The organism is Polyangium jinanense (genome assembly GCF_028435365.1).
Map to the genome: position 1 here is coordinate 50015 of NZ_JAGTJJ010000049.1, position 24845 is coordinate 74859.

The 24845-nt window shown below is 68.4% G+C and carries 18 protein-coding genes; 7 read left to right on the forward strand and 11 right to left on the reverse strand.

Going from position 1 to position 24845, the window contains the following annotated elements:
• Window positions 1-38 precede the first annotated feature (38 nt).
• From KEG57_RS42520 to KEG57_RS42535, 4 genes are all read right to left on the reverse strand, one after another.
• The gene (locus tag KEG57_RS42520) at window positions 39-773 is read right to left on the reverse strand and encodes a hypothetical protein (protein ID WP_272421967.1); all 735 of its coding nucleotides are present in this window, start codon (window positions 771-773) and stop codon (window positions 39-41) included.
• A gap of 337 nt (window positions 774-1110) precedes the next feature.
• A complete protein-coding gene (locus KEG57_RS42525; protein WP_272459568.1) occupies window positions 1111-2262 on the reverse strand; it encodes a hypothetical protein in 1152 nt (383 codons plus the stop codon).
• A complete protein-coding gene (locus tag KEG57_RS42530) occupies window positions 2259-4436 on the reverse strand; it encodes a hypothetical protein (protein WP_272459569.1) in 2178 nt (725 codons plus the stop codon). Before KEG57_RS42530 ends, KEG57_RS42525 begins: the two co-directional genes overlap by 4 nt.
• Window positions 4433-5878, reverse strand: coding sequence for a hypothetical protein (locus KEG57_RS42535; protein WP_272459570.1), 1446 nt, complete (start codon window positions 5876-5878; stop codon window positions 4433-4435). The genes KEG57_RS42530 and KEG57_RS42535 overlap by 4 nt, the downstream gene beginning before the upstream one ends.
• A gap of 253 nt (window positions 5879-6131) precedes the next feature.
• Between KEG57_RS42535 and KEG57_RS42540 the strand changes: the two genes are divergently transcribed.
• The 3 genes from KEG57_RS42540 to KEG57_RS42550 all read left to right on the forward strand — a co-directional run bounded on the left by KEG57_RS42540 (window position 6132) and on the right by KEG57_RS42550 (window position 11519).
• Complete coding sequence (locus KEG57_RS42540; protein ID WP_272459571.1) at window positions 6132-9578, forward strand: hypothetical protein; 3447 nt, start codon at window positions 6132-6134, stop codon at window positions 9576-9578.
• A 1-nt stretch (window position 9579) separates the two neighbouring features.
• On the forward strand, window positions 9580-10035 hold the full coding sequence (locus KEG57_RS42545; RefSeq protein ID WP_272421961.1) for a hypothetical protein: 456 nt from the start codon (window positions 9580-9582) through the stop codon (window positions 10033-10035).
• A gap of 302 nt (window positions 10036-10337) precedes the next feature.
• Window positions 10338-11519, forward strand: coding sequence for a hypothetical protein (locus KEG57_RS42550; protein ID WP_272421960.1), 1182 nt, complete (start codon window positions 10338-10340; stop codon window positions 11517-11519).
• Between the two features lie 499 nt (window positions 11520-12018).
• Here the strand turns inward: KEG57_RS42550 and KEG57_RS42555 are convergent, their stop codons facing one another.
• Window positions 12019-12453 carry a hypothetical protein gene (locus tag KEG57_RS42555; protein ID WP_272421959.1) on the reverse strand — a complete coding sequence of 145 codons (435 nt, stop codon included), beginning with the start codon at window positions 12451-12453 and terminating at the stop codon, window positions 12019-12021.
• Between the two features lie 356 nt (window positions 12454-12809).
• Between KEG57_RS42555 and KEG57_RS42560 the strand changes: the two genes are divergently transcribed.
• Together KEG57_RS42560 and KEG57_RS42565 are read left to right on the forward strand one after the other, a co-directional pair.
• Window positions 12810-14099: a matrixin family metalloprotease gene (locus KEG57_RS42560; RefSeq protein WP_272421958.1), complete on the forward strand. Its 1290-nt coding sequence runs from the start codon at window positions 12810-12812 to the stop codon at window positions 14097-14099.
• A gap of 104 nt (window positions 14100-14203) precedes the next feature.
• Window positions 14204-16474: a DUF2169 family type VI secretion system accessory protein gene (locus tag KEG57_RS42565; protein ID WP_272459572.1), complete on the forward strand. Its 2271-nt coding sequence runs from the start codon at window positions 14204-14206 to the stop codon at window positions 16472-16474.
• A gap of 2 nt (window positions 16475-16476) precedes the next feature.
• Here KEG57_RS42565 and KEG57_RS42570 read toward each other — a convergent pair whose 3' ends face one another.
• The 5 genes from KEG57_RS42570 to KEG57_RS42590 are packed head-to-tail and all read right to left on the reverse strand — an operon-like array spanning window position 16477 to window position 21442.
• A complete protein-coding gene (locus KEG57_RS42570) occupies window positions 16477-17622 on the reverse strand; it encodes a PAAR domain-containing protein (RefSeq protein WP_272421956.1) in 1146 nt (381 codons plus the stop codon).
• A gap of 13 nt (window positions 17623-17635) precedes the next feature.
• Complete coding sequence (locus KEG57_RS42575) at window positions 17636-18067, reverse strand: DcrB-related protein (RefSeq protein ID WP_272421955.1); 432 nt, start codon at window positions 18065-18067, stop codon at window positions 17636-17638.
• 15 nt (window positions 18068-18082) lie between these two features.
• On the reverse strand, window positions 18083-18511 hold the full coding sequence (locus KEG57_RS42580; RefSeq protein ID WP_272421954.1) for a DcrB-related protein: 429 nt from the start codon (window positions 18509-18511) through the stop codon (window positions 18083-18085).
• A gap of 4 nt (window positions 18512-18515) precedes the next feature.
• A complete protein-coding gene (locus tag KEG57_RS42585) occupies window positions 18516-19472 on the reverse strand; it encodes an OLD family protein (RefSeq protein WP_272421952.1) in 957 nt (318 codons plus the stop codon).
• Window positions 19469-21442 (reverse strand): type VI secretion system Vgr family protein, encoded by a 1974-nt coding sequence (locus KEG57_RS42590; protein ID WP_272421951.1) that lies wholly within the window; start codon window positions 21440-21442, stop codon window positions 19469-19471. The genes KEG57_RS42585 and KEG57_RS42590 overlap by 4 nt, the downstream gene beginning before the upstream one ends.
• Window positions 21443-21562: 120 nt before the next feature.
• Here KEG57_RS42590 and KEG57_RS42595 point away from each other — a divergent pair, with 120 nt between their 5' ends.
• Together KEG57_RS42595 and KEG57_RS42600 are read left to right on the forward strand one after the other, a co-directional pair.
• Window positions 21563-22915 (forward strand): NAD-dependent malic enzyme, encoded by a 1353-nt coding sequence (locus KEG57_RS42595; protein WP_272421949.1) that lies wholly within the window; start codon window positions 21563-21565, stop codon window positions 22913-22915.
• A 112-nt stretch (window positions 22916-23027) separates the two neighbouring features.
• Window positions 23028-24329 carry a hypothetical protein gene (locus KEG57_RS42600; protein ID WP_272421948.1) on the forward strand — a complete coding sequence of 434 codons (1302 nt, stop codon included), beginning with the start codon at window positions 23028-23030 and terminating at the stop codon, window positions 24327-24329.
• On the opposite strand, the gene KEG57_RS42605 is transcribed toward KEG57_RS42600, so the two are convergent.
• Window positions 24319-24801, reverse strand: coding sequence for a hypothetical protein (locus KEG57_RS42605; protein WP_272421947.1), 483 nt, complete (start codon window positions 24799-24801; stop codon window positions 24319-24321). The two genes, KEG57_RS42600 and KEG57_RS42605, sit on opposite strands and share 11 nt — an antisense overlap.
• Window positions 24802-24845: the final 44 nt, after the last annotated feature.

A 24845-nucleotide genomic window follows, 5' to 3' on the forward strand; every position in this document is an offset into this window, starting at 1 on the left:
GCCACGGCAGCGAGGCTCATGCCACGGTGTTCGGGCGCTCAGCCCGTTCCGCCTTGTCCCTTCGGGGGCTCTTCTCCGCCAGTCTTCCTTTTGGCGCGCCGCGCGGAGAGCTCGTCGAAGAGCCCGAACACCCGGCTTTCGAGGTCGCGCGGCAGGCTCGCGTGGAGCTCGATTTCGTCGCGCGCGGCTTCGCGGAACCGATGGAGGAGCTTGATCGTCGATTTGCGGAGCTGGTTGTTCTTCCCGTCGTTCTGGGCGTCCGCCTCCGCGGAAGCGCGCGCGGAGAGGAGCTTTCCGATCGTATCGCCCGCGCCGACGAACCCTGTGGCCCAGTCATGGAGCGTCTTGCCATCCGGCAGCGGGAGCGATTGCAGATCGGGCTCGAGGTCGGCGAGCTTGGGTCGGTTCTTTTTCGCGGCGGCGGCTTCTTCGGCATAAGAATCGGCGAGGAGGCTGCGTCTCGGCAGCAATGCCTCGCGGATGCGCCTGGCGGCGGCGCGGGTCGCCTCGGAGACGTCGGGCGCGTGGAGGAGGGCCTCGGTATAATCCCAGAGGGCGCCGCCGAAGCCGTCGTGAAGGGAATCGGCCTCGGCGAGCTCGTCGGCGAGCGCGCGGCCCGCGAGGGCCGGCGCGAGGGCCTCGATGGCGGCATATTGGATCAGGATCTGAGGGAGGTAGACCTGGCTGCAAACGAGCAGCGTGAGGTTCGGCTTGCGGTCGGTGAGGAGATCGCGCAGGCCGATATCGAGGTCGCCGAGGGTCAGGTTTCGCATGAGGAGCGCAGGATCGGGTCGGGAGGTCGGAGCCGTCAAGGGATATGAGCGGGAGCACATCGGAAGGGTGCCTGTCGGTGATGGGCGAGGACGCGCTCGGGGGGTTGGGGCCGCGTGGGGTTCATCGGGGAGGAGGGGGACGGCGGGGGAAGAGGCCACGCGGGTCATCCGGCATGAGGGGCGCGAGGGGTTCGGGGGGCATGCGGGTCATCCGGCATGAGGGGCGCGAGGGGTTTGGGGGGCCTTGGGGTCATGGGTGAGGACGAGGGCGAGGGGTGGACGGGCCTTTCGTGCTCTGCTGTGTGATTCTTCCAACCGATCCTGCGGCTCTGTTCCTCTACCTCCGGATCCCCAGCAGATTCAGCGCATCTGCCCAGAGTTGCCAGAGCGTGCGGTAAGGGTGGGTCGCGAGGAGGACGCCCCCATTCGGCAGCCTGCGGACGTGATAAGGCGCATGGTGCTTGAGGAACTGCACGTGCGTCCCGTCGGGCCAATAAATCTCGCTCGTAGCCCCGCCTTTTTCTTTGGCTTCGGTCATCGCGCGCGCAATGGCTTCCGCGTCGCGCCAGTCCTGATCGGGGACCGCTGAAGCCTCCAGCGCTTCCAGGAGCACGACCGGCGGCAGCTGGAGCGCCGCGAGGACCTCTTCGCGGCTCAGCTCAACGTCCGTCGGCAGCCTCTTCCGCGCCCCGCGACGAACTGCCCCCGGATGCAGGGGCCAACCGAGCTTCGTGTTCGTCGCTTCCATGTCTAGGACGATATGCTCGCCCCGATGCTTGGCGTTGGTCGCGATGCCGATGCGCGTCCCCTTAGGCGTCGCCTCGATGCGCGCCGCGAGCGCATCCATGGGGAGCCCCGCGATGTACTCGATTCGTTCACCTTCATGGATGTACATCCACGAAAGCACGAGATCACGGGCAACGTTACCATCGAGGTGGTACGTCCCAGCGATCTCCAGGGGGGCATACCAGCGTCCGGAGGAGATGCACCCGGTTGTCACGCGTTTGCTCTCGTCCGGCGAGCACACGCAGAGGAGGGCGTGTTCGCACATCCGTTGATGGTACATGGCGACGTACGCGGCCTCGGCAGCCGGCGAACGCTCCCCGTCTGGGAGGACGAACTCGAAGCAACGCATCTCTTCGGGGGATGGGAAATCTTGCCAGTCTCCACCCAGGAGCACCTCGGGTTTCCACCTCCCGACGTTGTAGTCAACCCCGTGACACTGCATGCGCAGCCAAAACTGCTCGCCCGACGCGCCGCGCCCCGTACCCCACAGCAACGCTGCCGATTTTCGAGTGAACTTCTCCCGAAGGATCTCCACGACCTCCGCTACAGGGACATCATCCCAGCCGGTCCAGCGGGGACGACCTGGCGTCGGTGGCTCCGGGCGGCAATACGCATCCGCCCCCATGAGCGCAAGGACTGCCGCAATGAAGGCGTCCACCTTGGCAGACTCCTCGCACCATGCGTGAAACGCCACCTCGCTCATATCTCCACCACTCGAACGAAGAGGTTCGGCCTGCCGGGCATGGTGACGGTCTGCCCGTCACCATTCCGCAAGTAGCCATCCTTCACACTGAAGTTATCCTTGAGCTTCGCGCCTGATGGCTTGATGATCTGGACCCGTTCCACGTCGTGAGCCAAGTTGTACTCCGACACCTTCTTCATGGCGTTCTCCAACTGATCAACGGCGTGTTTCGCGTCCACCGCACCGTCCACGGATACGACCCCTTTAGCCTCGCTCAACACCAGCCTTTTTTCTTTGGTCACCGACACGAAGTCTGGGGCCAGCCCGTCTTTGCTATAAGGCTTGGAGTTCTTCGGGATCTTCAGTACGTCTCGCACCCCATCGTCCCCCACGCCTAGCATCTGGTGTCCCTTGTCCTTCATCAAGTAGAGACCGGCCTTCTTCTCAAAGTCGTTGATCAGACCGGTCGACACGGAACCCCGCGTCGCGAGGTTCTTGTACTCGTTGATCTTACTCGCCCGGAGCGCCTGGGCAAACTCCTCCCCGAGGTTCAGCACGCCAGCCGCGACAATCTTCGCCCCCGGCTTGACCCCGGCCGCCTTGATCCCCGCCCAAGCCTTCGTGATCTGCCCGAACCCGAACCCCACCCCCGAGAAGATCCGCTCCTCCGTGGACAGATCCTTCCCCCCGGGCAAACAGAACAACTTGCCCGTCACCGCCTCGCAGAGGTCGAGCGCCGGCCCCGCATACGGCACGAACCCAATCGCAATCCGCGACGATGCATGCACCAGCGTCTGCATCACCTCCGCATACGCCGCCGCCCCTTCCTCGACGAACGACATCGCCCCCGCGAATGCCCGCACCGTCTCGATGAAGGAACCCTGCTCCGGCCCGAGCACGATCGCCTCCCACACATTGAGGCTCTCCTTCATCTGCTCCGCCATGTCGGCGAAAGCATTCTTCAAGACGCCATCCACCTGCGCCCGGACATCCGCGGGGATCGGCGAATCCAGAAACCAATCCGACGCATCCATGTACTGCCGCACGAAATCCGTGACGCGGATCTGCGCCTGCAAGAACGCGCTCGTCTCCGCCTGGGAAACACTCACCCGCGCGGCCAACGCCTTCTCGATCGCCGCCGTATTCGACCGCCACGCCCGCACGTTCGTCACGAAGTCCCCGCGCAGGATCACCTTGCCGCCCTGCACATCCTGCGACAGCGCCTCGATCACCGCATCCGCATACGCCGCATAAGGATCCTTCCCCGGCTCGAACGCCCCCGCCGAGCCCGAGACGTCGGGCACCTCGACCCACGGCACCTCCGACGACGTCAGCGAATACTCGAACGGATCGTCCGGCGAAAACCCGGCCGCCCGCGCCTCCCCCGTCACCAGATCCGCCACCGCGTCCGCCTGCGCGCCGAAATGTTCGAGCAGGCTCGCGAGCTCGTCTTTCAAATCCTGAACGCTCTTCTTCAGATCGGCGAGAAGCTGCTCCAGCGCGGCCCGCGTAGCCTCGTCGACAACGTCTCCATACCGCTCCAGAATCGCGTCGAGATCCACCTCGCTGATCTCGTCGAGCGGCCGGGACACGAGGTCGTGCAGCTCCGTATCGAGCTGCTGGAGTAGGTCGAGCCGCTCCGCGAGGTTCGCGGCCTCGGATGCGTGCTCGATGAGCCATTTCCGCTCGGCCGCGATCTCGACCTCCAGGTTCGCGATGTCTCGCGCGAGGGGCGGATTGATCTCCGAAAGCGAGAGACCGACCTGCGTACTGCCGCTGAAGGCCGTCCCGTCACGCCGGATGTTGAACAGCGGCTTTTGGATCCCGAGCGGGATTGAGACGAGGGTCACGAAGTTCTGCTGGTGAACGCAGGTATCGTTGCCCATGGCGTTCTGGGTGCCGAAGGTGAATTCGTTCGTGCCCATGCGGAGGAGCACGGAGTCGAACGGGGCCTCCGCCACGTTGCTCTTCGGGCCGTTCGGAATCGAAACGTAGGCCCCCGGAACCTCGAAGGTCGCGAGCGGCATCCGGTTCGCGTGGAAATAGGCACCGCCGGGGACGTTGAGCCGAGCATCCTCGCAAGAGTTGCTCTCCTGGAGCATCTCCCAGTGAACGCTGTACGGCGTCTCCGCCCGCGCATGCGCAGGCACGAGCAGCACGAACACCACGATCCAGAAAATAAGCAAACGGTTCATGTCCCCTCCGCGCTGCGCAAAGCGGCATCATGCAAAACGGCAGCACGCTTCACATCGCCCGCGGCAAGCTTCGCCGCCGCCGCATCGAGGAGCGCGCCGCCCACCCCTTGCGCCTTCATCGTCGAAAGCCCCGTCTGGATGAGCCCCGGCAACGTCGTCGCGCGGTACGTCGCCGCCGCCTTGAAATGCGGACGCATCTCCGCGCAGCCGGACTCACGCCACGACGACGAGGGCAACTCGCAGAGCGGGCGCATCTGCAAGAAGGCCGTGACCTCGTCGTATCGTTTCGCGAGGTAAGGGAGCGATAGCTTCACGCCTTGGGGCGGCGCCTGCTCGAACGCGAGCACCTGCGCCTCCGCGCTCTCCTGGAAGGTCGCCTCCGCCTTCGCGATCTTCGCCTCCGCCACCGTGTCCCGCACGGATTGGATTTCGTCGAGCAATTGCAGCGCTTGCCTGCGCATGGCGATCCCGAAGAGGAGCGACATCGCCGCCCGGTCGCTCCTGGCAATACGTCGATCGACATACCCGAGCATCGCGTGGATCGAGCGCTGCGCCCCGGAGGTCATGTCCGGGCTCTGCGCGCCATGCGTGACCATGAAATCCGCGTGCGGCGCGAGCGCCTCCTGCGACGTGACCTCGAATTGGGTGATTTCCGCAGAGAGCTTCATCGCCCGGAGGGCCATTTCCTGCGGCCCCGCGCTCGCGTCATGCGCCGCTTCGAGGATCGCCGTCTCGATCGCATCGAGCTCGGTCACGGTCGCCGTCGACGCCTTCGCCGCGAGCTTCGTGTACGTAGTAAGCTCCCCGGACTCCGTCTTCCGATATGCCGCGAAGTCCGCTGCGAGATCCGCATAGGCCGCCGACAGCGGCCCGACATCGAGCGACACTTGATCGAGCACGCCCTGCACGGCGCCCATCGAAAGCTTATCCGCGGCGATCTCCGCGACGAGCGGGTCCTTTTCGGCGGCGCCCTTCGACGCGAGCGCCTCCTTGAACCTCCCCACGGCATCGATCGGCTCTTCCGAAAGGATTTCATTTTGCCGGATGCGCGCCGACCCGAGCGCGTTCCTCAGCGGACCCGGCGCCATGCTCGCTTTGTAGGACTCTGCGCACCGCTCCTCGTCGCGCACATACCCGAGGGCCTGCTCGATATCCCCGAGCCACCGATCCATATCGCGCGGGCTTGTCACCAGCGTGTCGAGGGTCATCCCCTCCGGCCGCTCGGCCCACATCTGGATGGGCCGAGATCCATGCGCCGCCGCTTGGTTCCACGCGCTCGCGGGCCCCTCGCTCGACGAGACGCAATACTCGCCGCCTGCCACAGGCGATGCGCAAATACGGCCGTGCCCTTCGTCCTCCCCGAACGACCCCAAACACCCAGGCAACACGACGCCCGGCGCCGCGACGACGAGCGCCGCGACGAGGTAATCCCCTCGCCTCATCTGGAAACCCCTCCTGCGATGAGCTGTGGCCCATCTATCAGGAGGACGAACGGGTCGGGCAAGACAAAAGACAAAGAGCGCGGATGTTGTCTGTCCGGCTCACGGCCCAGCGGGGAACGGTCGCGGGGGTGAGGCACCCCCTCTCCCCCCGAGAGTTTTGTCTCGGGAGCTGAATCGCCTCCAAACCCTCGCCGGGCGAGGCGCCCCCCGTGGTAGGCTTTGCGCGCTCGCCCCGCGGCGCGCTCGATACTCCATGGAGACGACCCTCGGCTTCCCCACTCCTCCGGACGCCCACATCGAGCACGGTGTGGCGCTCTTCGGCCCGAGCGAGTTCGAAGGCGGCGCGCTCGCCGCAGGCCGCCCCTTCCAGGAAGCGCTGCCCTTCGGCGGGCGCGCCGAAATCCTCGCGGCCCTCGTCGACTTCGCAAGCGCACGCGGCACGGCGCGCGTCGCCGTGCTCCCCGGGCGCTCCGGCTCCGGCAAGACAAGCCTGCTCTCCGCGCTCGCCGACGCCCTCGCCGCGCAGCGGGTCGGCACCATGCTGCGCTTCGCGACCGACATCACCAGCGCGCCGACCCCGACACGCCTGCCGCCCGGCCCGTGCCTGATCGTGATCGACGACGCGGGCCGCAAAGCCGCGCCCGCGATGCTCCTGCCCATGGCGATCGATCGCCGCGACGTGCGCTTCGTGCTGACGACGCGCCCCGCGGGCCTGCCGCGCCTCTCGGCGCTCCTCGCGCAGGTCGGGCTCTCGTCGGACCTGGTGCGCATCCTGCCCGAGCTCGGCGCGCTCTCGCCGAGCGAGGCGGAAGCGGCCGCGCAGCATGTGCTCGGCGATGCGCCCGGCGAGTTCGCTGCCGCCCTCGCCAAGCACGCCGAGGGGCATCCCTTCGTGATCGCGCTGGCCGGCCGGCTCGTGCGGGAAGAGGCCATTCATCCCGTCTTGCTCGGCAAGGGCGAGCTCGCGGCGTGCGCACTCGATCGGGGCCACGAGCTGCTCCTGCTCCGCTCCTCCGCCGCGGGGGATCCAAAACTCCTCGCCGGCGTGCTCGCGCTCGTCGCGCTCCTCGCGCCGGTGCGCACCTCGGACGAGCGCTTCCTTCAGGGCGCGGGGGATCTGCTCGGGTGTCGCCGTCGTGATCTCGTGTCGGCGCTCCGCGCGCTCGAAGCCGCGGGCGTCGTCGATCGGGGCCCACACGGCGCGCGTGTCGTCCCCGGCGCGCTCTCGGATCACGCGCTCTACCGCGCGCTCGTCGGACCCTTGACCGCGGGCAGCCTCGCGGGCTCGCTCGACGATCGCGTGCGCGCGCTGGAAGAGCGCTTCGGCGCCCACGCCATCGTCCCGCTCATCCGCAACGCCGGCGAGCTCGACGGCCCCTCCCTCCCGAGCGGCGCTTCCGACGAGATCACGACCGCCCTCTTCCGCCACGTCCGCGCGGGCATCGACGCGGCCTCGGCGGCGGATCGATGCCGCCTCCTCGCCGGCCTGCGTGAGCTCTCCTCGGATCATCCCGCCGCGATGCTCGACCTCGCCGCAGCGGTCCTCCGTTCTCCTGCGCAGACCGAGGCCGCGCGGGGCCCCAGCGCCCTCTTCTCCGCCGTGTCCGTCCTCTACGAGCTCCCCGCGATCCTGCGCCGCGTGGGCCTGCACCTCGCGCACTTGCCCCGCGCCGCCGACCTCCTCTGGGAGCTCGGCCGCGACGATCTCCGTCTCCAGAGCCCGCACCCCGATCACCCCATGCGTGTCCTCCGCGAGCTCGCCTCGCGCTCGTCGGCGCGCCCTGCCGGCGTCCACGAGTCCTTGCTCGACGCCGTCGATCGATGGCTCGTCGCGGACGACGCGCACGATCACAAGCACTCACCGCTCGACGTGATCGACACCTTCCTCTCCGAGGGCGCCGCCTTCGCCGGCCCCTCCGACGAGCGCCGCCGCGCCCTGCGGAAGCAAGCCCTCGCCGCGCTCTCCGGCTGCGCGCAATCGCCGAAACGACGCGCGGCTCTCTCGGGGGTCAACGGCCTCGAGCGTGTCCTCTCCGACGGCTCCGGTGGTTCTTCGCTCGGCGAGCGGATGGAGCCTGGGTGGCGCGACGAGGAGCGGCTCGAGATCCTCGCGATGCTCGGCGCCGCCGCGTCGAACTCCGGCGACCCGCTCGTCCATTTCGCCGTCGCCGACGCGCTTCGCCGCGCGGCCCGGCGTGCGAGCTCTCCGGACGTCCGCGCCGCGGCCGAGACGGCCCTCGGCAACGTCCCGACCTCGACGGAGCGCAGGCTCTACGAGGCCCTCACGCAACGCTCGCCCGCGCAGCGCGGCTTGATCGACATGCCGCCGAGCGAGATCCCGGGCTCGGGCGAGATCGATCGTGGCACGGAGCGCCGCTCGGCGGACGCGTGTCGCGCGGTCGTCGACGAGATGCTCGCCGAGGGCCGCGCGCCTGCGCAGACGGCCGAGGGGCTCGGCGCGGCGCTCGAAGCCCTCGCGCTCGCGGGCAAATCCGGCTCGCCGCGGCTCCTCCTGCACGTCCTCTCCCGCAAGCACCCGGCGGCGGCGGTGACCATTTGCGAGGCCGTCATGGGCGCGCCCGAGAGCCCACTCGGCCCGCACGTCGCCTCCTTGCTCCACGCGCTCCGCGAAGCCTCGCCCGAGCGCGCCGAGGCCCTCGTCGGCAGCATCGTCGGGGGCGGCAACGCCACGCTTTGCGCCTCGCTCGCGCAGGTCTTCCATCGCTGGGTCGAAAAGCCCCTGCCGGGCGATCGCGAAGCGCTCCGGCACCTCCTCGGGCACCGCGACGGCTTCGTCCGACGCGCGGCGCTCGGCGCGCTCCGCACGCTGGCCAAGTCCTCTCCACGCGACGCGGTCGAGCTCGCGGTCGGGGTGGATCTCTCCGAGGGCCCCGAGGTCGCCGAGGCCCTCTTCGGCGCCCTCGACGCGGGCGGCCTCTTCTCCGAAGGCGCGCTCTCCGAGGAGGAGATCATCCTCTTCCTCACGCGCCTCGGTGCGGCCCGCAGCCTCGACGGCCACTCCACGATGCGCTTCCTCCACCACGCTGGCAAGCGCATGCCCGAGGACGTCACGGGCCTCTTCATCGAGCGCATCGCGCGCGCCGCGTCCGGCATCGTCGCGGGCGCCGAGGAGTACGAGCCGCTCCCGCCCGAGGGCTTGTCTGCGATCCTCACGGGCCTCGCGCGCTCGCCGGAGTGGCTCCCGCTCCTGCGCCGTGTCCGCCACCTCGCGCGGGCCCGCATTGGCTGGGTCCGCTTCCATGCCGCGCGCCTCTTCCACGACGCCTCGCGCTCGTTTGCGTTGCCGACGGTCGAGGTCCTCTCCGAGTGGGTGCAGGACGGCGGCGAGAGCGAGCTCGAAGCGATCTCCGCGCTCCTCGAAGAGGCGCCGCCCACCTTCCTCTTCGCGCACCTCGAGCTCGTCGCCACGCTCCTCCGGCGCGCGCACACGACCGGCGAGGGCTGCTTCGAGCGGGTCCGGAGCGCGCTCTTCTCGGTCGTCACGGGCCAGGCGCGACCGCGCTCGGGCGCCCGGGCAGAGCGCAGCGAAACGCTCCTCCGCTCGCAGGCCCGGGAAGCCGCTGCTCGATTGCCCCCGAAATCCCCCGAGCAAAAATTCTTCGAATCGGTCGCCAAGCACGCGGAGGCCCTCCTCGCCGAGGAAGACGCGGGCCAGGACGACGAGCTCTTCGATCTCTGACATGCGGTCCCTGCCCTTTTTCCTGGTCACGCTCCTGCTCCCCGCGATCGCCTGGGCCGAACCCCCGGCAGCGCCGCCGGAACCCCCGCCGACGCCGTTCTGGACCGGTCCCCGCATTGCGGCGTCGTTCGTCGTGGGTGCGGGCATCGGTGGGATCGTGGCGGGCGCGGTGTATGCGGCGCGCTCGGACGAGGCGAATGCGGCGACGAAGCAGCATTGCCTCACGTCGGATCCGGACAAGTGCGACGCGGAGGGATATGCGCTCCGCGACAAGGCGACGGTCGACGGGCGGATCGCGACCACGGCGCTCGGCGTGGGCGCGGCGGGGGTCTTTCTTGGATTGGTGCTCGCGTGGATCAATCCCGAGCCGCATTCGAGCCCGACGCAGCCGCAGGTCTCCATTGCACCCCTCCTGAGCGGGGAGCAGCGGGGAATCGTGGTGTTGGGTCGGTTCTAATCGGGGAACGCTGGCCGGCATGACCTGCTTCGGCGGGCGGCTGGGGTGGGCTCGACACATGCCACGACGGGCCTGTCCGTCCGGCACATCCTCCGGCGCAGGTTGGCGCAAGCATTGGAGATTCCGGGGACGCCCCCGTTCCCCTGCCGAGCCGCCCGATCCTTACGTTTCCGCGATGGCTCCCGACGAAAAGTTGCTGTGATTCCGCGGTGGTGCGGAGCTTGCCAAGGGCACGCCGCACGACGCCCCAGGGTCGGCCCTAGGTGCCGACGGCGGGGCAAACCTCGGAGCTCATCGACAACATGCAATCTCGCAATCGCGTTCTTCTCGCCAGTCTTCTCCTCACATCCCTCGTGGCCTTTGGCTGCACGGAGACCAACAACGGCGGCAGCGGCGGCGCTGGCGGCTCCGGCGGCGCTGGCGGCGTCGGCGGCGTCGGCGGCTCCGGTGGTTCCGGTGGCGCGGGCGGCTCCGGTGGTTCCGGTGGCGCGGGCGGCTCCGGTGGTTCCGGTGGTACGGGCGGCGGTGGCCCGGCCTGCGCCAATTTCAACGGCACCTACGTCGTGACGGAGCCGGCCCCGTGCCCCATGGGGGGGCTGCTCAAGAGCGCATGCGTCGCGCAAAACGACTGCACACTCACCGTCTCCACCAACATGGGCGTGATGACCGGCACCGTGGACGGGGATGTCGCGACCTTCTCGGGCGAGCTCTCCCACCTCTCCACGAAGTCTCCCTACGAATGCACCGCCAAGCTCGAGAACGGCAATCTGGCGCTGAATTGCACCGTCACCACGACGGGCACGACCTGCGCCATGGCGCTCCCCGAGCAGGCCCTCCCGGCCAGCGCCACGAGCGCCTGCTGCGACCTCGTGGGACAGAACTGCGGCGCCGGCAGCGAATGCACGCTGGTCGACCCCGCGGGGGAAAAGAAGACCTACTTCTCGGTGTGCGAGGCCGTGGGCGGCGCCGTCGCGGAGGGCGCTGCGTGTACGCGGACCGCCTTCGGCGAAGACAACTGCGCCCCGGGCCTGCTCTGCACCGACGACGCCAAGGCGCCGAACAACTTCGCCTGCCGGGAGTACTGCGCCAAGGCGAGTGATTGCGACGCGGGCGAGCTGTGCCTCGCCTACTGGACCGGTTCGCCCCTGGCCGGTGTCTGCATCCCGACCTGTACACCCTTCAGCAATGGTTGCGAGGCGGGCTCGACGTGTCGCGACCGCAACTCCCTCACGAACGACGGAATCGTGGACATCTCCGGCGCCGGCGGCTTCGCGTGCGGCCACGCCGGCCCCGTGCCCGTCGGCGAGATCTGCCTGTGGGACGCCGATTGCGGCGTGAATGCCCGGTGCGGCGTCGAGTTTTCCGCGGGTGACAACAACAAACGCTGCCTCGCGTATTGCGACGACGCACACCCCTGCTCCGGTGGGAAGTCCTGCTTCTCGTACAACATCCCCGACTACATGGACTTCGGCGAGTGCCAGTAACAAAGGCCGGGAGGCTTTTGCTCCGGCAAAAGCCTCCTGGTGTCGGGGGTGGGGGAATTCAGCCGTTGGGCGCGGCGACCTCGGGCTCGGCCGCGTCCTCGGCGCCTCGGTCTCGTTGGCGACACCGCGTGAGCTGGCCCTATCGACGCCCAGACGCGCGATTTTGCGGCGATCGACGCACCTGGAGGGGAACGGAGGAAAGGTCCGGCGGGGATCCGAAAAGCGCCTCGAGAGCTCGCCTCTCACCCGCTCGATCGTGACGGCGACGGCACCGTCGACGGATCCGGCGCAGCGGGCAACGTAGGATCGTGCTCGCCTTCTCGTGCCCGCTCGGGACCGCCGCCGGGACGGGGTGGGACAGGCTCGGTATTGCTCGGGCGCAGCGGGATCGAAGCGTCGCTCGCGGGAAGATTGCTCTTCCCGGGCATGGACGGCAGCTCCCCTCCGGGGGGCGGCTCCTTCGTCCCTGGCTCACCCGCGCTTGTCTTGTTCCAGGCCATCAGCGCGTTCCACCTCCCTGCGTGCCGCCGCCCTGCTGCCCAGGCCGCTGCTGCTGGCCGCCTTGCTGCTGGCCGCCTTGCTGCTGGCCACCTTGCCACTGCCCACCTTGCTGCTGGCCGCCTTGCTGCTGCTGACCGCCCTGCTGCCCGGCCCCTTGCTGCCCGGTTCCTTGGCCTTGATCGGGCCTCACCTGGTCCTCGGGGCCTCGCGGGTATTCGGAGCCTTGTTGTTGTCCGGCGCCTTGTTGTTGTTGCCCGGCGCCTTGTTGTTGTTGCCCGGCGCCTTGTTGCCCCGCGCCTTGTTGCTGCTCGGTGCCCTGTTGCCCGGCCCCTTGTGGGCTGCGGTCGGTCCCGAGCGCCTTCCCTCCACCTTGCTCCGTCTCACATGCCGCGAGAAGCAGCGCAGCCGCCGCTCCCATCATCAGCTTCCTCATGATTGCCCCCAATGGCTGCGCGCGAGCGCTTGGCTCGCGATTCCGCGTCCCGCGCAGCAATCCTCGAGCCACGAGGTGCCGTGTGCACGGATCTCCCCTCGGACCGAGCGCTCCTCCGGCAAGCGTATCCGCCCCGGCGCCATGCCCGTCCGCCGGGCGCGCGTTGGCGGTTCCCACCTCCATGCCTGGAGGCTGGCACCTCCAACCCTCGACACGCCCCGCCCTCGCGCCCCCCGTCCCGTCCCCGAAAACACCATTCCTTTCGACAGGATCGCCCCAAGGGCCCCGCGCCCCGCCGAGGTGGCATGTCCGTTGCGATAGGGGCTTTCATCCCTCGCATACGGAGAATCAATCCCATGGCCTCGACGAACCTTTTCGACTCCCGCTTCGCACTGTTTCTCGCGCCTCTCGCCCTGGCCGCCTCGACGACCCTCGTGGGATGCGCGGGCGACGACGTCTCGACGCTCGGCGACGAGGCTTCCGTGGATGCCGAGAGCGCCGCGGGCCTCGGGCTCGGCGCGCGGGGCGCGGAGGTGCGCGGCGTGTACGAGTATCTGCGTCGCTATGGGTATTACCAGAACGAGGAGCTCGCCGAGCATTACGCCGACTGGACGCCCGCCGTCTCACGCGAGCCGGCCGATCCGGAGCTCTTCGACGAGGCCCTCGAAGAGGGCGTGCGCCTCTACCAGGCCCAGCACGGCCTGCCCGTGACCGGCGTCGTCGACGCCGCGACGCAGCGAATCATGCAGATGCCGCGCTGCAGCCACCCCGATTATTACGATCCGCCGAGCGTCGTGCCGACCCTCGACATCGACCCCTACACGCACTTCGGCGGGACCTGGTCGTCCACGGCGCTGACCTATCGGTTCGCGAATTACACCTCGGACTTCGCCCAGGCCTCCGTTCGCTCCGCGATCGAGAACGCGCTCTTCTCGTGGCGATCCTCCTCGTCCTTGAGCTTCTCCGAGGTGAGCTCGGGCGAGAACATCTCGTTCGGGTTCTACACGGGCAGCCATGGCTGCAGCAGTGCATTCGACGGCTCGTCCGGCGTCCTCGCCCACGCCTATTCGCCGGGCGGCGGCCTCGGAGGCGACGTGCATTTCGACGACGCGGAGGGCTGGTCCTCGGCCTACCTCGAGACCGTCGCCCTGCACGAGGTCGGTCACGCCCTCGGCCTCGGCCATTCGACCGACTCGGCCGCGACCATGTATGCGTATTACACCGGCAACGACACCTCGCTCGCGGACGACGATCGCGCGGGCATCTGGTCGCGTTACGCCGCGTATGCGTCGCCGTCGGGCTGCGGCTGGCTTTCTTCCGGCCAGGGGCTCGGGGCGGAGCAATCGGTCTGGTCGTGTGACGGCCGCTTCCAGCTCAAGTTCCAGGGCGACGGCAACCTCGTGCTTTACCAGGGCGGCTCGCCGCTCTGGGCCTCCGGCACGAACGGCAAGGGCGGCGACCGCGCCATCATGCAGGAGGACGGCAACCTCGTGATCTACAAGTCCACGGGCCAGCCCGTCTGGGCCTCGGGCACGGCCGGCTCGTCGAATTACTACGCCAATCTCGCCGTACAGAACGACGGCAACGTCGTGATCTACCGGTCCGGCGGCGGCGTGGCCTGGGCCAGCAATACCTGCTGCCATTGAGACCACCAAGAGGCGCCCGCACCAAGAGCCCGCGCTCGCCTTCCCCGACCGAGCGCGGGTGTTGACAGGGGCCCCCCACCCCGCCTAGATCTTTTGGGGGACCAATGAAAATCGTCTCGAACATCCCGTTCCCCTGTGCGCCTTTGGTCTGGCCGAACCGCTCGCAGGGGTGGGTGTTCACGCTCGTCTGCAAGGCGACGTTTTCCCTCGCGCCGGGCACGTCCCAGCTCGCCGAGGCGCAAGAAGACATCACCTCCGCCGACGAGCACTGGGACGACGACACGAACCGAAGCCTGCGCGCGCCCGGCGACCTCGTGCCCTTCAAGCCTCGCGCGGACGTGCTCCTCGTGGGCTCCGCGCACGCGCCGCAGCAGGTCCCCGCGCGCTCGGTCGTCGCGCGGCTCATCGTCGGCGAGGTCGACAAGTCGATCGAGGTCACCCTGGATCGCTGGTTCCAGCCCGACGGATCCCTCGCCGAGGGGCAACGCTTCGCGCGCATGCCGCTCGTCTACGAGCGGTCCGGCGGTGGTCCGGACACGGCGAATCCGGTCGGCGTGCGCGCGGGATGGGCCGACGGAATGGGGCGCGTGCGCGTGCCGAACCTCACGTGGCCGGGCGTCACGGTCCGCGCCCCCGCCGATTACGTCGAGCCCGTCGGGTTCGGCCCGCTCGCGCCCGCGTGGCCCTCCCGGCGCGAGCGGCTCGGCGCGCTCGCCCGGAGCAGCTTGCCCGAGCGCTGGTACGAATCACACGTCCCCGACGGCTTCGATTTCCGCTATTTCAATGCGGCGCCGCCGGATCAGCAGACCGATTTCCTGCCCCCGAACGCGCGGATCATCCTCGAAAACTTACACCCGAGCGTGCCGCGGCTCGTCACGAACCTGCCGGGCCTTCAGCCGGTGTTCCTGATCGAGGGCCGCGGCGCGGCCGCGCAGCCGATGCGCGCCGATACCTTGTGGATCGATACCGATCGGCTGCTCTGCACGCTGACGTTCCGCGCGCAGATCCCCATGCGCCAGCGCGACGAACCGGGCGAGGTGCGAATCTGGCTCGACAACGCGCCGCCCTCGAAGTCCGCGGCCGCGCCCGAAGCGCCGTCGCGCCCGCAAAAATCGATCCCCCCGAACGACGACGCGGAGGCGAAATCCGCGAAACCCGTACCGCCGCGGGCCCAGACGATCGCCGATCCGAGCCTCGCGCAGGCCGCCGCCACGGGGCGTGTCTTGCCGTTTCAGTCGACGCCCAGCCCCGCGCCCGAGGCGCCGGCGGCCCGGCCCTCCCCGGCCGGCGGACGCCTGCCCTTCCTGAGTGCGCCGGCCTCCTCGCTGAGCGCGCCGGCCCCCGCGCCCCCGGCGGCGCCGCCGATGTATACGCCCCCGCCCGCGCCCGTCGCGCCGCCCGCGCCCGTGCCCATCGCGGCGCCCGTGCCGCCCGCGCCCGTCGCGCCGCCCGTGCACGATGCCCAGGCGACGCTCGGCGGCCTCGCGGCGGCCTCCGATGCGGCGGCCGTCGCCGCGCCGCGCCCCGAGCCGGCCCCGCCCGCGATATCGACGAGCGCGCCTGCGCGGCGCCGCGCGCCGACCTCGGAATACGTCGATCTGATCTGGTTCGACGAGCGCGCCCCACAACGCGTGCGTCAGCAATCGGCGTGGGCCTCGTACGTGCGGGATCCGCAGCGCCCGACGGAGTGGCTCACGGGCGAGGAACCGGAGGAACCGACGCAGGCCATGACCGATCGGCGCGACATTCGGCGCGCGCTCGGCCGCGTGCCTCCGCTCGACGCGGTCGGCATTGCCCGCGTGATGGAGGAGGCCATCGACGAGGATGGGATCTTCGAACAGCCGCTCGTCCTCGTGAATGGCGAGCTCGTGATGACCTGCGACCCGCTGGAGACGCTGAAAACGACGATCGCCGTGGCCTCGCAGCTCGCGGGGGTAGACAAGCGGCTGAAGGAGGCGCTCGACGCGGCGGAGGAGCTTTGCCGGGGGCCGCGGAGCGCGGCGGTGCCTCTGCTCGAGGGCGCGCTGTCACGCGTGCGGCAGGCGTTTGCCCAGGCCAATCGGTCGCTCGCGTCGGATTACCTCGAAACGACGGCGCAGCGCATTCTGATCGAGGAGCGGCATTACCTCAGGCGCAAGCTCTTCGGCGGGGAGCACATCGGGGGAATACTCTCTCTGGGCAGCGGATCGCCTTTGCCGACGTACATGCCGGAGGCGCTCGCCGAGAAGCTGCCGCTCTTCCCGAAGTTCCGCGTCCGCGCCATTGCCGAGCCGCACCCGCAGCAGGATCCGGCGGACAATGAGCCGATCACGCTGCGGGTGCTTGCACTGGGTCGCGTGGTGCAATCGCAGCCCGCGGGGCGCGGCGGGCGGTAGGGTCAGCCGCCGCCGGAGCCGCCGGAGCCGCCGGAGCCGCCGGAGGGAGGAGGCAAAGCGAGCCGAGGCGGCGGCGCAGGCAAAGCGAGCTGTTGCGCAGGGGGCGGACGTCCGCCACCGCTGCCGCCGCTGGAGCCACCGCTGCCGCCGCTGGAACCACCGCTGCCGCCGCTGGAACCACCGCTGCCGCCCCCGGAGCCACCGCTGCCGCCCCCGGAGGAGCCACCGCTGCCGCCCCCGGAGCCACCGTTGCCGCCGTTCCCGCCGCTTCCGCCGTTGCCGCCGTTGCCGCCGTTGCCGCCAGAGCCGCCATTGCCGCCGTTCCCGCTGTCACCGCCGCCGCTACTGCCGGTTGCGTCGCCGCCTCCGCCGCCCCTCCCGTAGTTCCGCGAGCTGTACCCCTTCCTCGCCAGTCCGACCGCGCTCACCCCCGTCATGGTATGGCGGTATGCCGGATGATCGGTGAAGTCCGAGATCGCCTGCGAGACGCCGTAAAACCCGGTCTGCTCGGCGAGGATCTGCGCGTATCCGAGGTACTGGTCGAATTTACCCGCCCACTCCGTCACGTTATCCACGATCCGCCAGAGCCTCGCCAACTTCCCCGGCGTACTGGCGGGGTTCGGCGCGAACATCGCGACGATGCCGAGGCCCTCGCGGCTCAACCAGAACCACTCCGGAAGCTCGCCCGAGAAACGCTTCGCCATCACCTGCCGCGAGTCGCCGCCATACCAGACCGTCTCGCAGCCCGTCTTCAGCTCACCGTCGCACCACGTCTTCTCCTTGACCCGCGCCGCTTCCCGCAGGTTGATGAAAACGGTCGCCGCCCCCGACACGATCGGCGCATCGTCACACCGCACCTTGTCCCGGACTCTTGCGGCGTTGCGTCTAGGATCTCCGACGAACGTGTTCGGTGACCCCTCGCAGACGTCCCCCGCCTCGTATTTCAGGTTCTTCAACAGCTTCTCGCCCAGCCCCGAGGCATCGACGGCAATGGACAGAATGAGCAGCGCCCCCAGAATGCCGCCGCCCGTGCCGACGATCAGGAGTCCGAGGATGGCCCCCGCCGCGAAACCCAGAAGCGCCCCCAGAAAGGCCGCCGAATGCTCGACCTTGTCCTCGAGACGTACGGCTTCGTGGAGCTCGCCCATCGCCCTACCCTCCTCAGGCCCCCGAGGGCCGCGCGCGTAACGTGAACGTGGACGCCGCCCGCTCGAACATCGCGTCGACCTCGGCCTCCTGCGTCGCCGTTCCCTTGACGCCCAGCACGAAGAACCGCCCCCCGATCACAAACGAGAGCGCCCGCTGATACACCTTGCGCGACGACTCCTCGTACGTGACCCTCGTGTCGATCCCGGGCAAACCCCCGCAGACGCGATCCACGCGCCCGAGGAGCTCGAAGAACGGCAGCTTCCGCCGCTGCTCCACGATCACCTCCTCCAGGCTCGCCGCGAGGTCCCGGTTCCCGCGCTCGGCCCGCGACAAACCCACCCGGATCAAACCCTCCGGGCGCGGATACTCGAGCATGTTGATGCTCGCGTCGGTCCAGTTCGCCGGCAGCTCGAAGCCCGCTTCCTGCGTCTGATAAAAGCCCAAAGCTCCTCCTCCGCCTCAACGCTTCTTCAGGCGCAAGCTCGAGATGAATCGCTCGACGAGCGCATCGCATTGCGCGCTCTGCGACCGCATCGACGTCGCGATGACCGTGAGCAACGTGCCGTAATGGCCCACGAAAAAACATCGCTGATAGACCGGCACGGTGCCCTGCACCGCGTGGATCCGCGCCTCCCGGCCGGGCAGCGCGCCGAGGGCACGATCCCGCTGCCCGAGGACCTTCATCCCCGGCACCTTCGCCGCGAGCTCCTTCACGAGCCGCGAGGCCTGCTGCGACACCGTCTCCTCCGTGCGCGGCTCCCGCGTCACGAGCAGGCTCTGCCGCGTCGCCTGCATGAGCCCCGCAGGCGGCGTGAACAGGTTCATGCTGCGATCGACGTACCCGTCGGGCACCTCGAACGAAAACTCGTCGACCTCGTAGACCGCCATCACCTCACCCGAGCCGGATCACTTGATCCGCCTGCACGCTCGACACGAGCGCCGCCGATTGCGTCGCCACGATGAGCTGGTTGTCCGCGCCGAGCGTCGCGAGCGCCTTCACGAACTCGCGCGCTTCCACGTCGCCGAGGTGCTTCTCCGGCGTGTCGACGAGCACGATCGATTGACCGATGCCCGCCCGCACGAATGTCGTCGCGAAGAGCAGCGCGTCGAGCTCGCTGTCCGAGAGCTGCGCGATGCTGTACGCCCTGCGCCGTCCGTCGAGGAACACCGGCAGCATCGCGTCCCCCGCCTTGTAGAGCCCTCCGAGTTCCTTCGTCGGGCAAAGCGCCTCGAACGCCTTTTTGATGCGTCCCTTTGGCTTTGGTTTGCCCTCGGCGTCCACGTCGAGCCCGAGCCCCGCCTCCACGATGAACCGCACGAGCCCCGCGTACTTCGTGTCGTCGCGGCCGAGCCTCACCATACGATCGAGGCTGTCTCCGGCCGATTTCGACAGATCGATCGTCGACCCGAGGGGCAGCCTCCGCGAGGCGTGGAAATACTCGACCTTCCCGAACGCCGGCTCCGGGATGTACTCCGAGAGCAACGCCGCGAGCGCCGGATCCGGCTCCGGCGGATCGACCACGAGGTCGCCGAAGATCGACTCGCTCACGAATGCGCGTTTGCCCGTGCCGTACCGATCTCGCTCCCCATTCGAGAGCTCCCATTCGACGCGCACCTTCGCCGTGCTCACGCCGGGGCGCAGGAAACTCGACGGCGGCGCGGCGGGGCCATACGGGCCAACCTGCTCCTTCGCCGCGACGATCGCTTCGAGGAAGCTCGTCTTGCCGCTCGCGCGCGGGCCGGTCACGACCACGAGCTCGTGGGCGCTGTCCGTGCGCGGATCGGTCAGGGAAAACTCCTGGTCCGGCAAACCCCGGAATCCGTCGACGCGTACTTTGCGAACCCTCATGGCGCTCCGATGTATCCGGTGATGGTCGTGGCGTCCCCGATCGCGTCGGGCTGCGGCGGATTGGGAACGGACGTATCGCCCGGGTTGATGTGCACGAGCGGGGCCTCGATCGTGATCTTGCCCGGCGTGATCAGGATGAACGAGTTCGGCGCCGTGGAGAGCACGATCTTCTCCGGGCTGAAGAGCGTGAGCGCCTTGTTCGACATGTGCGTCGCCGTGCCGTTCACCGCCTGCGTGAGGATGTTTTCCCCGACCTGGTGCTGCTGATCGAGCTTGACCCGCACCGTGCGTTTTTTCGCGACCTTCACCGACTGCTCGCCGACCACGGACTCCGTGTCGTTGTTGCCGACGTTGTGCGTGCGGTCGTTCTGGATGTTGAACCGCATATCGTGCTTCACGAGGCCCGTGAAGTCGCGCTCGGCCTGGAGCCGCATGAGCTCGCGGCCCGCGGCGTCCTCGAACATGAGCTCGTTGTACCCGCCCGTCGCCGGCGACGACGCCGATCGGAGCCCGCTCTGCGTCTTGTTCGCCGGCAGCGGATACGGCACCTTTTGCAGATTCGTGAACACGCGCCCCACGATGATGGGCCGGTCCGGATCACCGCCGAGGAAATCGACGATCACCTCCTGGCCGATGCGCGGAAGCTGCACGCCGCCGTAGCCCGCGCCGCCCCACGATTGGCTCACGTGGATCCAGCATGAGCTATCCTGGTTCATCTGGCTCTCGCGGTCCCAGTGGAAATGGACCCGCACGCGGCCGAACTCGTCGGTATGAATCTCCTCGCCCGCGGGCCCGACGACCGTCGCGCTCTCCACGCCGCTCACCTTTGGCTTCGGCGTGACGAGCGGCGGGCGGTAGTGGATCTCGGCGCTGCGCGTCTCGAGCTTGTGGACCCACTCGCCGAACGACGTGCCCTCGTAGGTCGAATGCACCACGAGCAGCCGATTCGACAACTCGCGCCGCGGATGATCGACGACACGCATCACGGTCCCGGGCCGGAGCTCGACGAGGTTCGTGCGGAACGTGGCCTTGCGGGCCTCGACGCGCTTCGCCTCCAGGCGGATCCGCGCGATGCGCTTGGCCTCCGACTCGTCGTGACGCGCCGCGCCTTTGTCGTCGGCGCTCGGCGTCGGCTCGCGCCCGTCGGTGCGGAAGAGGAACGCGCCCGGCACGTAATGAAACCGCTCCATCTGCTGCTCGAAGGCCTCGCCCTCGGCGTGCGTGCCCATGAGCTTGTAGTTCGCCGGCCGCCGGTAATCGTGGTCGAAGATCGTGTACTTGCCCGGCCGCGTGCGTTGCCCGACACGCACCTCGGTCACGAACTCGAGATCCTTGTCCACCATCGGTTTGTCCACGAACCGGACGGCGGGCTCACGCGGCGGATTGTCCTGCGGTGCGTCATGAAGGACGAGCACCGTGTCCTCGCCCTGCTGGTCGAAGTAAAATGTGATCCCCGCATCCTCGAGCAGCCGGCAGACGAAAGCGTAATCGCTCTCGCCGTACTGCACCCGATATTTGCGTTTCTTGTAGGCGGCCGCGTCGACCTTCTGCACGGGCTCGATGCCCCACTCGCGGAGGACCTGCAGCACGACGTCGAGGTCCGAAAGCTGCTGGAACATGCGGTGGTTGCGCCGCTGCGTGAGGAACCAGAGCTTCGGCACGATCACGAGCTCGTACGTGGAGAGCCCGGCCTCCTCCGACTCGATCTGCTGGATGTGATGGCAGATCCCGCCCCAGGTGCGGTACGCGGAGGCGAGGAGCCGGTCGCGGGAGAGCGTGAACGTCGCCTCCCGCCCGAGCACGGCCTCGAAGTCGATCTCGGGGTTCGGCGAGAGCGCCACGAGGCGGACCTCGAAGAGATCCGACACGCGCTCCGTGACCTGGAACTTGCGCACATCGAGCGTGTCCCCCGACGCGACCTCCACGTGCAAGTTGGGCCGCAAGGCCTCCGTGGGCGAGAACATCACCATGCTCGTCTCTCCTCGGGCAACGCTACGCGCGGATGATAAGGGAAGATCCGACGAGACGGAATCTCCTCCTTCCCCAACTTGCTCCCACTCGGCCTTCTTCGTGGTATGGTCCGCGCCCCCATGAGGAAGACGAGCCTCGACACCGTACTTCGCGTCAAATGCAAACACCGCGTGGGCCAGCTTGCCCGTCTTGCCACGGTCGTGGCCGAGCAGGGCGGTTTGCTTGGTGACATCACCACCTTGCGCATCGTGGAGAGCGATACCCTGCGCGAGATCACCGTCGAGACCCAGGACGAGGAGCAGCGCGACCGCGTCATCGAGGCCGTGCGCGCCATCGACGGCGTCGAGCTGATCGACACGATCGACCGCGTCTTCGACCTGCACAAGGGCGGCAAGCTCCACATGACGAGCCGGATCGAGCTCCGTCATCAGCGCGATTTGCGTTACATCTACACGCCGGGCGTGGCCCGCGTTGCGCGTGCGATCGAACGGGAGCCCGAGCGCGCGCGGCACCTCACGGGGATCGGGAACTCGGTCGGCATCTTCACGAACGGCACGCGTGTCCTCGGCCTCGGCAATGTCGGGCCGCTCGCCTCGCTGCCGGTCATGGAAGGAAAGGCCGTCCTTTACGACAAGTTCGTCGGGATCAGCGCCTCGCCGATCCTCGTCGACACGCTCGATCCGCGGGAGTTCGTGGACACGGTCCTGCGCCTCTCGCTCACGTTCGGCGGCATTCACCTCGAGGACATCCGCATCCCGGATTGTTACAAGATCGAGGAAGAGCTCATCGAGCGCCTCGACAAACCCGTCATGCACGACGACCAGCACGGCACGGCCACGGTCGCGCTCGCCGCGGTGCTCAATGCGTGTAAAATGACGGGCGTCTCGCTGGAAAAGGCGCGCGTCGGGCAGATCGGGCTCGGCGCGGCCGGAAGCGCGATCGCCCGGCTCATGATGGCGCACGGGGCGCGCGACGTGCTCGTGACGGATCGGTCGGAGGAGGCGATGGCGTGGCTCAAGAGCCTCGGCGCGCACCCGGTCGATCTGCCGACGCTCATGCGCGAGGCCGATATCGTGATCGCGGCGACCGGGAGGCCGGGGCTCATCGATCCGAAATGGATCCGGCCGGGGCAGGTCATCTTCCCGCTGTCGAACCCGGACCCCGAGATCGAGCCGGTCGATGCGCTCGCGGCGGGCGCTGCATACTGCAGCGACGGGCGCAGCATCAACAATGCGCTCGCATTCCCGGGCCTGTTCCGCGGCGCGCTCGCCGTGGAGAGCCGCGCCATCACGCCGGAGATGCGTATCGCGGCGGCGCGCGCGATCGCGTCGTGTGCGGAGAAGGGCGAGGTCGTTCCCTCGCCGCTCTTGCCGCATGTGCACGAGGCCGTGTGTGAGGCTGTCGTCGAGGCAGCACGCGCGCAGGGGCTCGAAGGGACGGCGCGTCTCACGCCCCGCAAGCCTTCGTCGTAACGGCTCCCTCCCCTCCCTCCCAATCTGCGAAATCCGTGCTCGGCGCGCGCCTGCGCGTGCCATCGCACGTCTCTTGCCTCCTTTCGCCCTCGAGACACGCGGAGGGCAGACGATGCGCGCGCGACCCTGGGGAATCCTCTACCTGGCGGCGAGCCCTCTGGTGGTCCCGCCCTGCCCCACCGACCTTCCCGGCTTTCGCGACTGGCACGTGCGAACGACGCACGCCTTCTTTGCCAGTGATCTCGAAGGCGAGATCCTCGACGACATCGGCGCGACGCTCAGGCGCTGCAAACGGCAGCTCGAGGCCCTTCCCACCGCCCGAACATGCATGAGCAACTTTTCGAGCTTCTTCGAAGCGGTGACGCAGGACAAACAGATGAACGGCCATAAGATGGGCGCATCGATTCCGGACGAACAATACTTCTCCGAAATGCCGTACCCCGAGATGCTGGAGCTACCGGCGGAGCTGAAGGACCAGCCATTTCTACGGTGGCTCGACAAGAACGACGACGCATCCCTCACGAGCGCGCTCCAGTACATCGATGGGATCAACAAGACGATCTCCGACCCACGACTCGAATGGATCGCTTTCATCTACACGTCACAACATCTGCCCACCCCCGACGGCACGCGTTCGCTCGGCCGGTTTTTCGTCTACGTTCCGCGCAAAGACTTCGACCAGTACATCCAGTTCGGGCTCCAGCAGGATCCCGCCGGCGAGCTGCCCAAGGGCGTCTCGGTCGTGGCCGTCCAGAAAACGGAGGCGGGAACGGGCATGACGCTGAAAACGCCGCGCGCGAGATTGAAGGATTTCTGGCGAAAGCGAGACGGCGGCAGGATCGAGATCGGCACACGACTCGACGAAACCGGCATCGCCGAGAACTGCTACGCTTGTCACAAGCAGGCCACCCTTCCCATCACGCCCGATCCCCTCCAATTCGACGAAACTCGCTTCGGCGAGAAGCTCAGGGCGGTGAACGCGCGGATGGCGAGTCATGGCGCCATCGACCTCGACGGATTCACGCGCTCGGACTACGGGCCGCCGATGGGTCCCCGGACCTCGCCGCTGCGAACACCGGAATTCCTCGCCGCCTGCTCCGCCGGACTCGTCGAACCGGAGCGGCTCGCACGGCTCGGAGAGGCCATGCAATGCGCCCATTGCCACGATGGCCTTCTACGCGGGGAGCTGAATTATCCGAGCGGGATCCGTTTGCAGCCCCAGGGCGGGACGCTGGTGAGCTTTTATGTCGTGAACCACCAGAAGATGCCGCTCGGCGTGACCGACCTCTCCGTGTCCGAGCGAAAAGCCCTGGTGAAATGCCTGAATGACGAGTACTATCGGGGTTTCGGCGAACAGCCCGGGCTCCTCGAAGCGTGGATGCTAGAGGAGGAGTGCTGGCGGGCTAGCCAGTGATCGCCACGACGGTCACCACCATCCCCTGCACCTTGTAAAGCAAGCGCCGCATGCCCATGCGGTTTTGCAGGTGTCCATCCTTTCGACCGTGAAGCGCCATCACCCCGCGCGGCACCGGATCGAAGGCGAGCGCGTCGATCTCCAGCGACACTTCCTCCCGCTCGGCTGCCTCGAGTGCTTCGAGGTCTCGCGCTGCGCGCGCGAAGAGCTCGATGTCGCGAACGTCCCTCCCCCGCCCGCGCCGGCTCGCGCGCGCTGCGTTGCCTCGCCAGGACGTCGGCTCCTCGTTGCCTTGCTCGGCCCAGGCCGCGGAGATCGCCTCGTCGTCGATGCGCAGCTCGAGCTCCGCGGTGATCTTGGCCATGAGATCCGCGGGGAGCGGCGTGTCCCCTTTCGAGAGCCGCCTCGCGAGCGCCGCGAGCACCTCTGCCTGTGCGGCCCGTACGTCCTTGTCTCCGCGCTTTTCTTTCATCGGGCCTACGATACACGAACGTGCCCGCGGCGCGCATCCCGTGG

Bases quoted from the DNA above. Each gene is read 5' to 3' on its own strand.
- KEG57_RS42540 (WP_272459571.1), top strand. From the start codon at position 6,132: ATGGAGACGACCCTCGGCTTCCCCACTCCTCCGGACGCCCACATCGAG.
- KEG57_RS42535 (WP_272459570.1), bottom strand. From the start codon at position 5,878: ATGAGGCGAGGGGATTACCTCGTCGCGGCGCTCGTCGTCGCGGCGCCG.
- KEG57_RS42605 (WP_272421947.1), bottom strand. From the start codon at position 24,801: ATGAAAGAAAAGCGCGGAGACAAGGACGTACGGGCCGCACAGGCAGAG.
- KEG57_RS42555 (WP_272421959.1), bottom strand. From the start codon at position 12,453: ATGAGGAAGCTGATGATGGGAGCGGCGGCTGCGCTGCTTCTCGCGGCA.
- KEG57_RS42585 (WP_272421952.1), bottom strand. From the start codon at position 19,472: ATGAGGGTTCGCAAAGTACGCGTCGACGGATTCCGGGGTTTGCCGGAC.
- KEG57_RS42520 (WP_272421967.1), bottom strand. From the start codon at position 773: ATGCGAAACCTGACCCTCGGCGACCTCGATATCGGCCTGCGCGATCTC.
- KEG57_RS42595 (WP_272421949.1), top strand. From the start codon at position 21,563: ATGAGGAAGACGAGCCTCGACACCGTACTTCGCGTCAAATGCAAACAC.
- KEG57_RS42600 (WP_272421948.1), top strand. From the start codon at position 23,028: ATGCGCGCGCGACCCTGGGGAATCCTCTACCTGGCGGCGAGCCCTCTG.
- KEG57_RS42550 (WP_272421960.1), top strand. From the start codon at position 10,338: ATGCAATCTCGCAATCGCGTTCTTCTCGCCAGTCTTCTCCTCACATCC.
- KEG57_RS42530 (WP_272459569.1), bottom strand. From the start codon at position 4,436: ATGAACCGTTTGCTTATTTTCTGGATCGTGGTGTTCGTGCTGCTCGTG.
- KEG57_RS42580 (WP_272421954.1), bottom strand. From the start codon at position 18,511: ATGGCGGTCTACGAGGTCGACGAGTTTTCGTTCGAGGTGCCCGACGGG.
- KEG57_RS42560 (WP_272421958.1), top strand. From the start codon at position 12,810: ATGGCCTCGACGAACCTTTTCGACTCCCGCTTCGCACTGTTTCTCGCG.
- KEG57_RS42570 (WP_272421956.1), bottom strand. From the start codon at position 17,622: ATGGGCGAGCTCCACGAAGCCGTACGTCTCGAGGACAAGGTCGAGCAT.
- KEG57_RS42525 (WP_272459568.1), bottom strand. From the start codon at position 2,262: ATGAGCGAGGTGGCGTTTCACGCATGGTGCGAGGAGTCTGCCAAGGTG.
- KEG57_RS42565 (WP_272459572.1), top strand. From the start codon at position 14,204: ATGAAAATCGTCTCGAACATCCCGTTCCCCTGTGCGCCTTTGGTCTGG.
- KEG57_RS42590 (WP_272421951.1), bottom strand. From the start codon at position 21,442: ATGGTGATGTTCTCGCCCACGGAGGCCTTGCGGCCCAACTTGCACGTG.
- KEG57_RS42545 (WP_272421961.1), top strand. From the start codon at position 9,580: ATGCGGTCCCTGCCCTTTTTCCTGGTCACGCTCCTGCTCCCCGCGATC.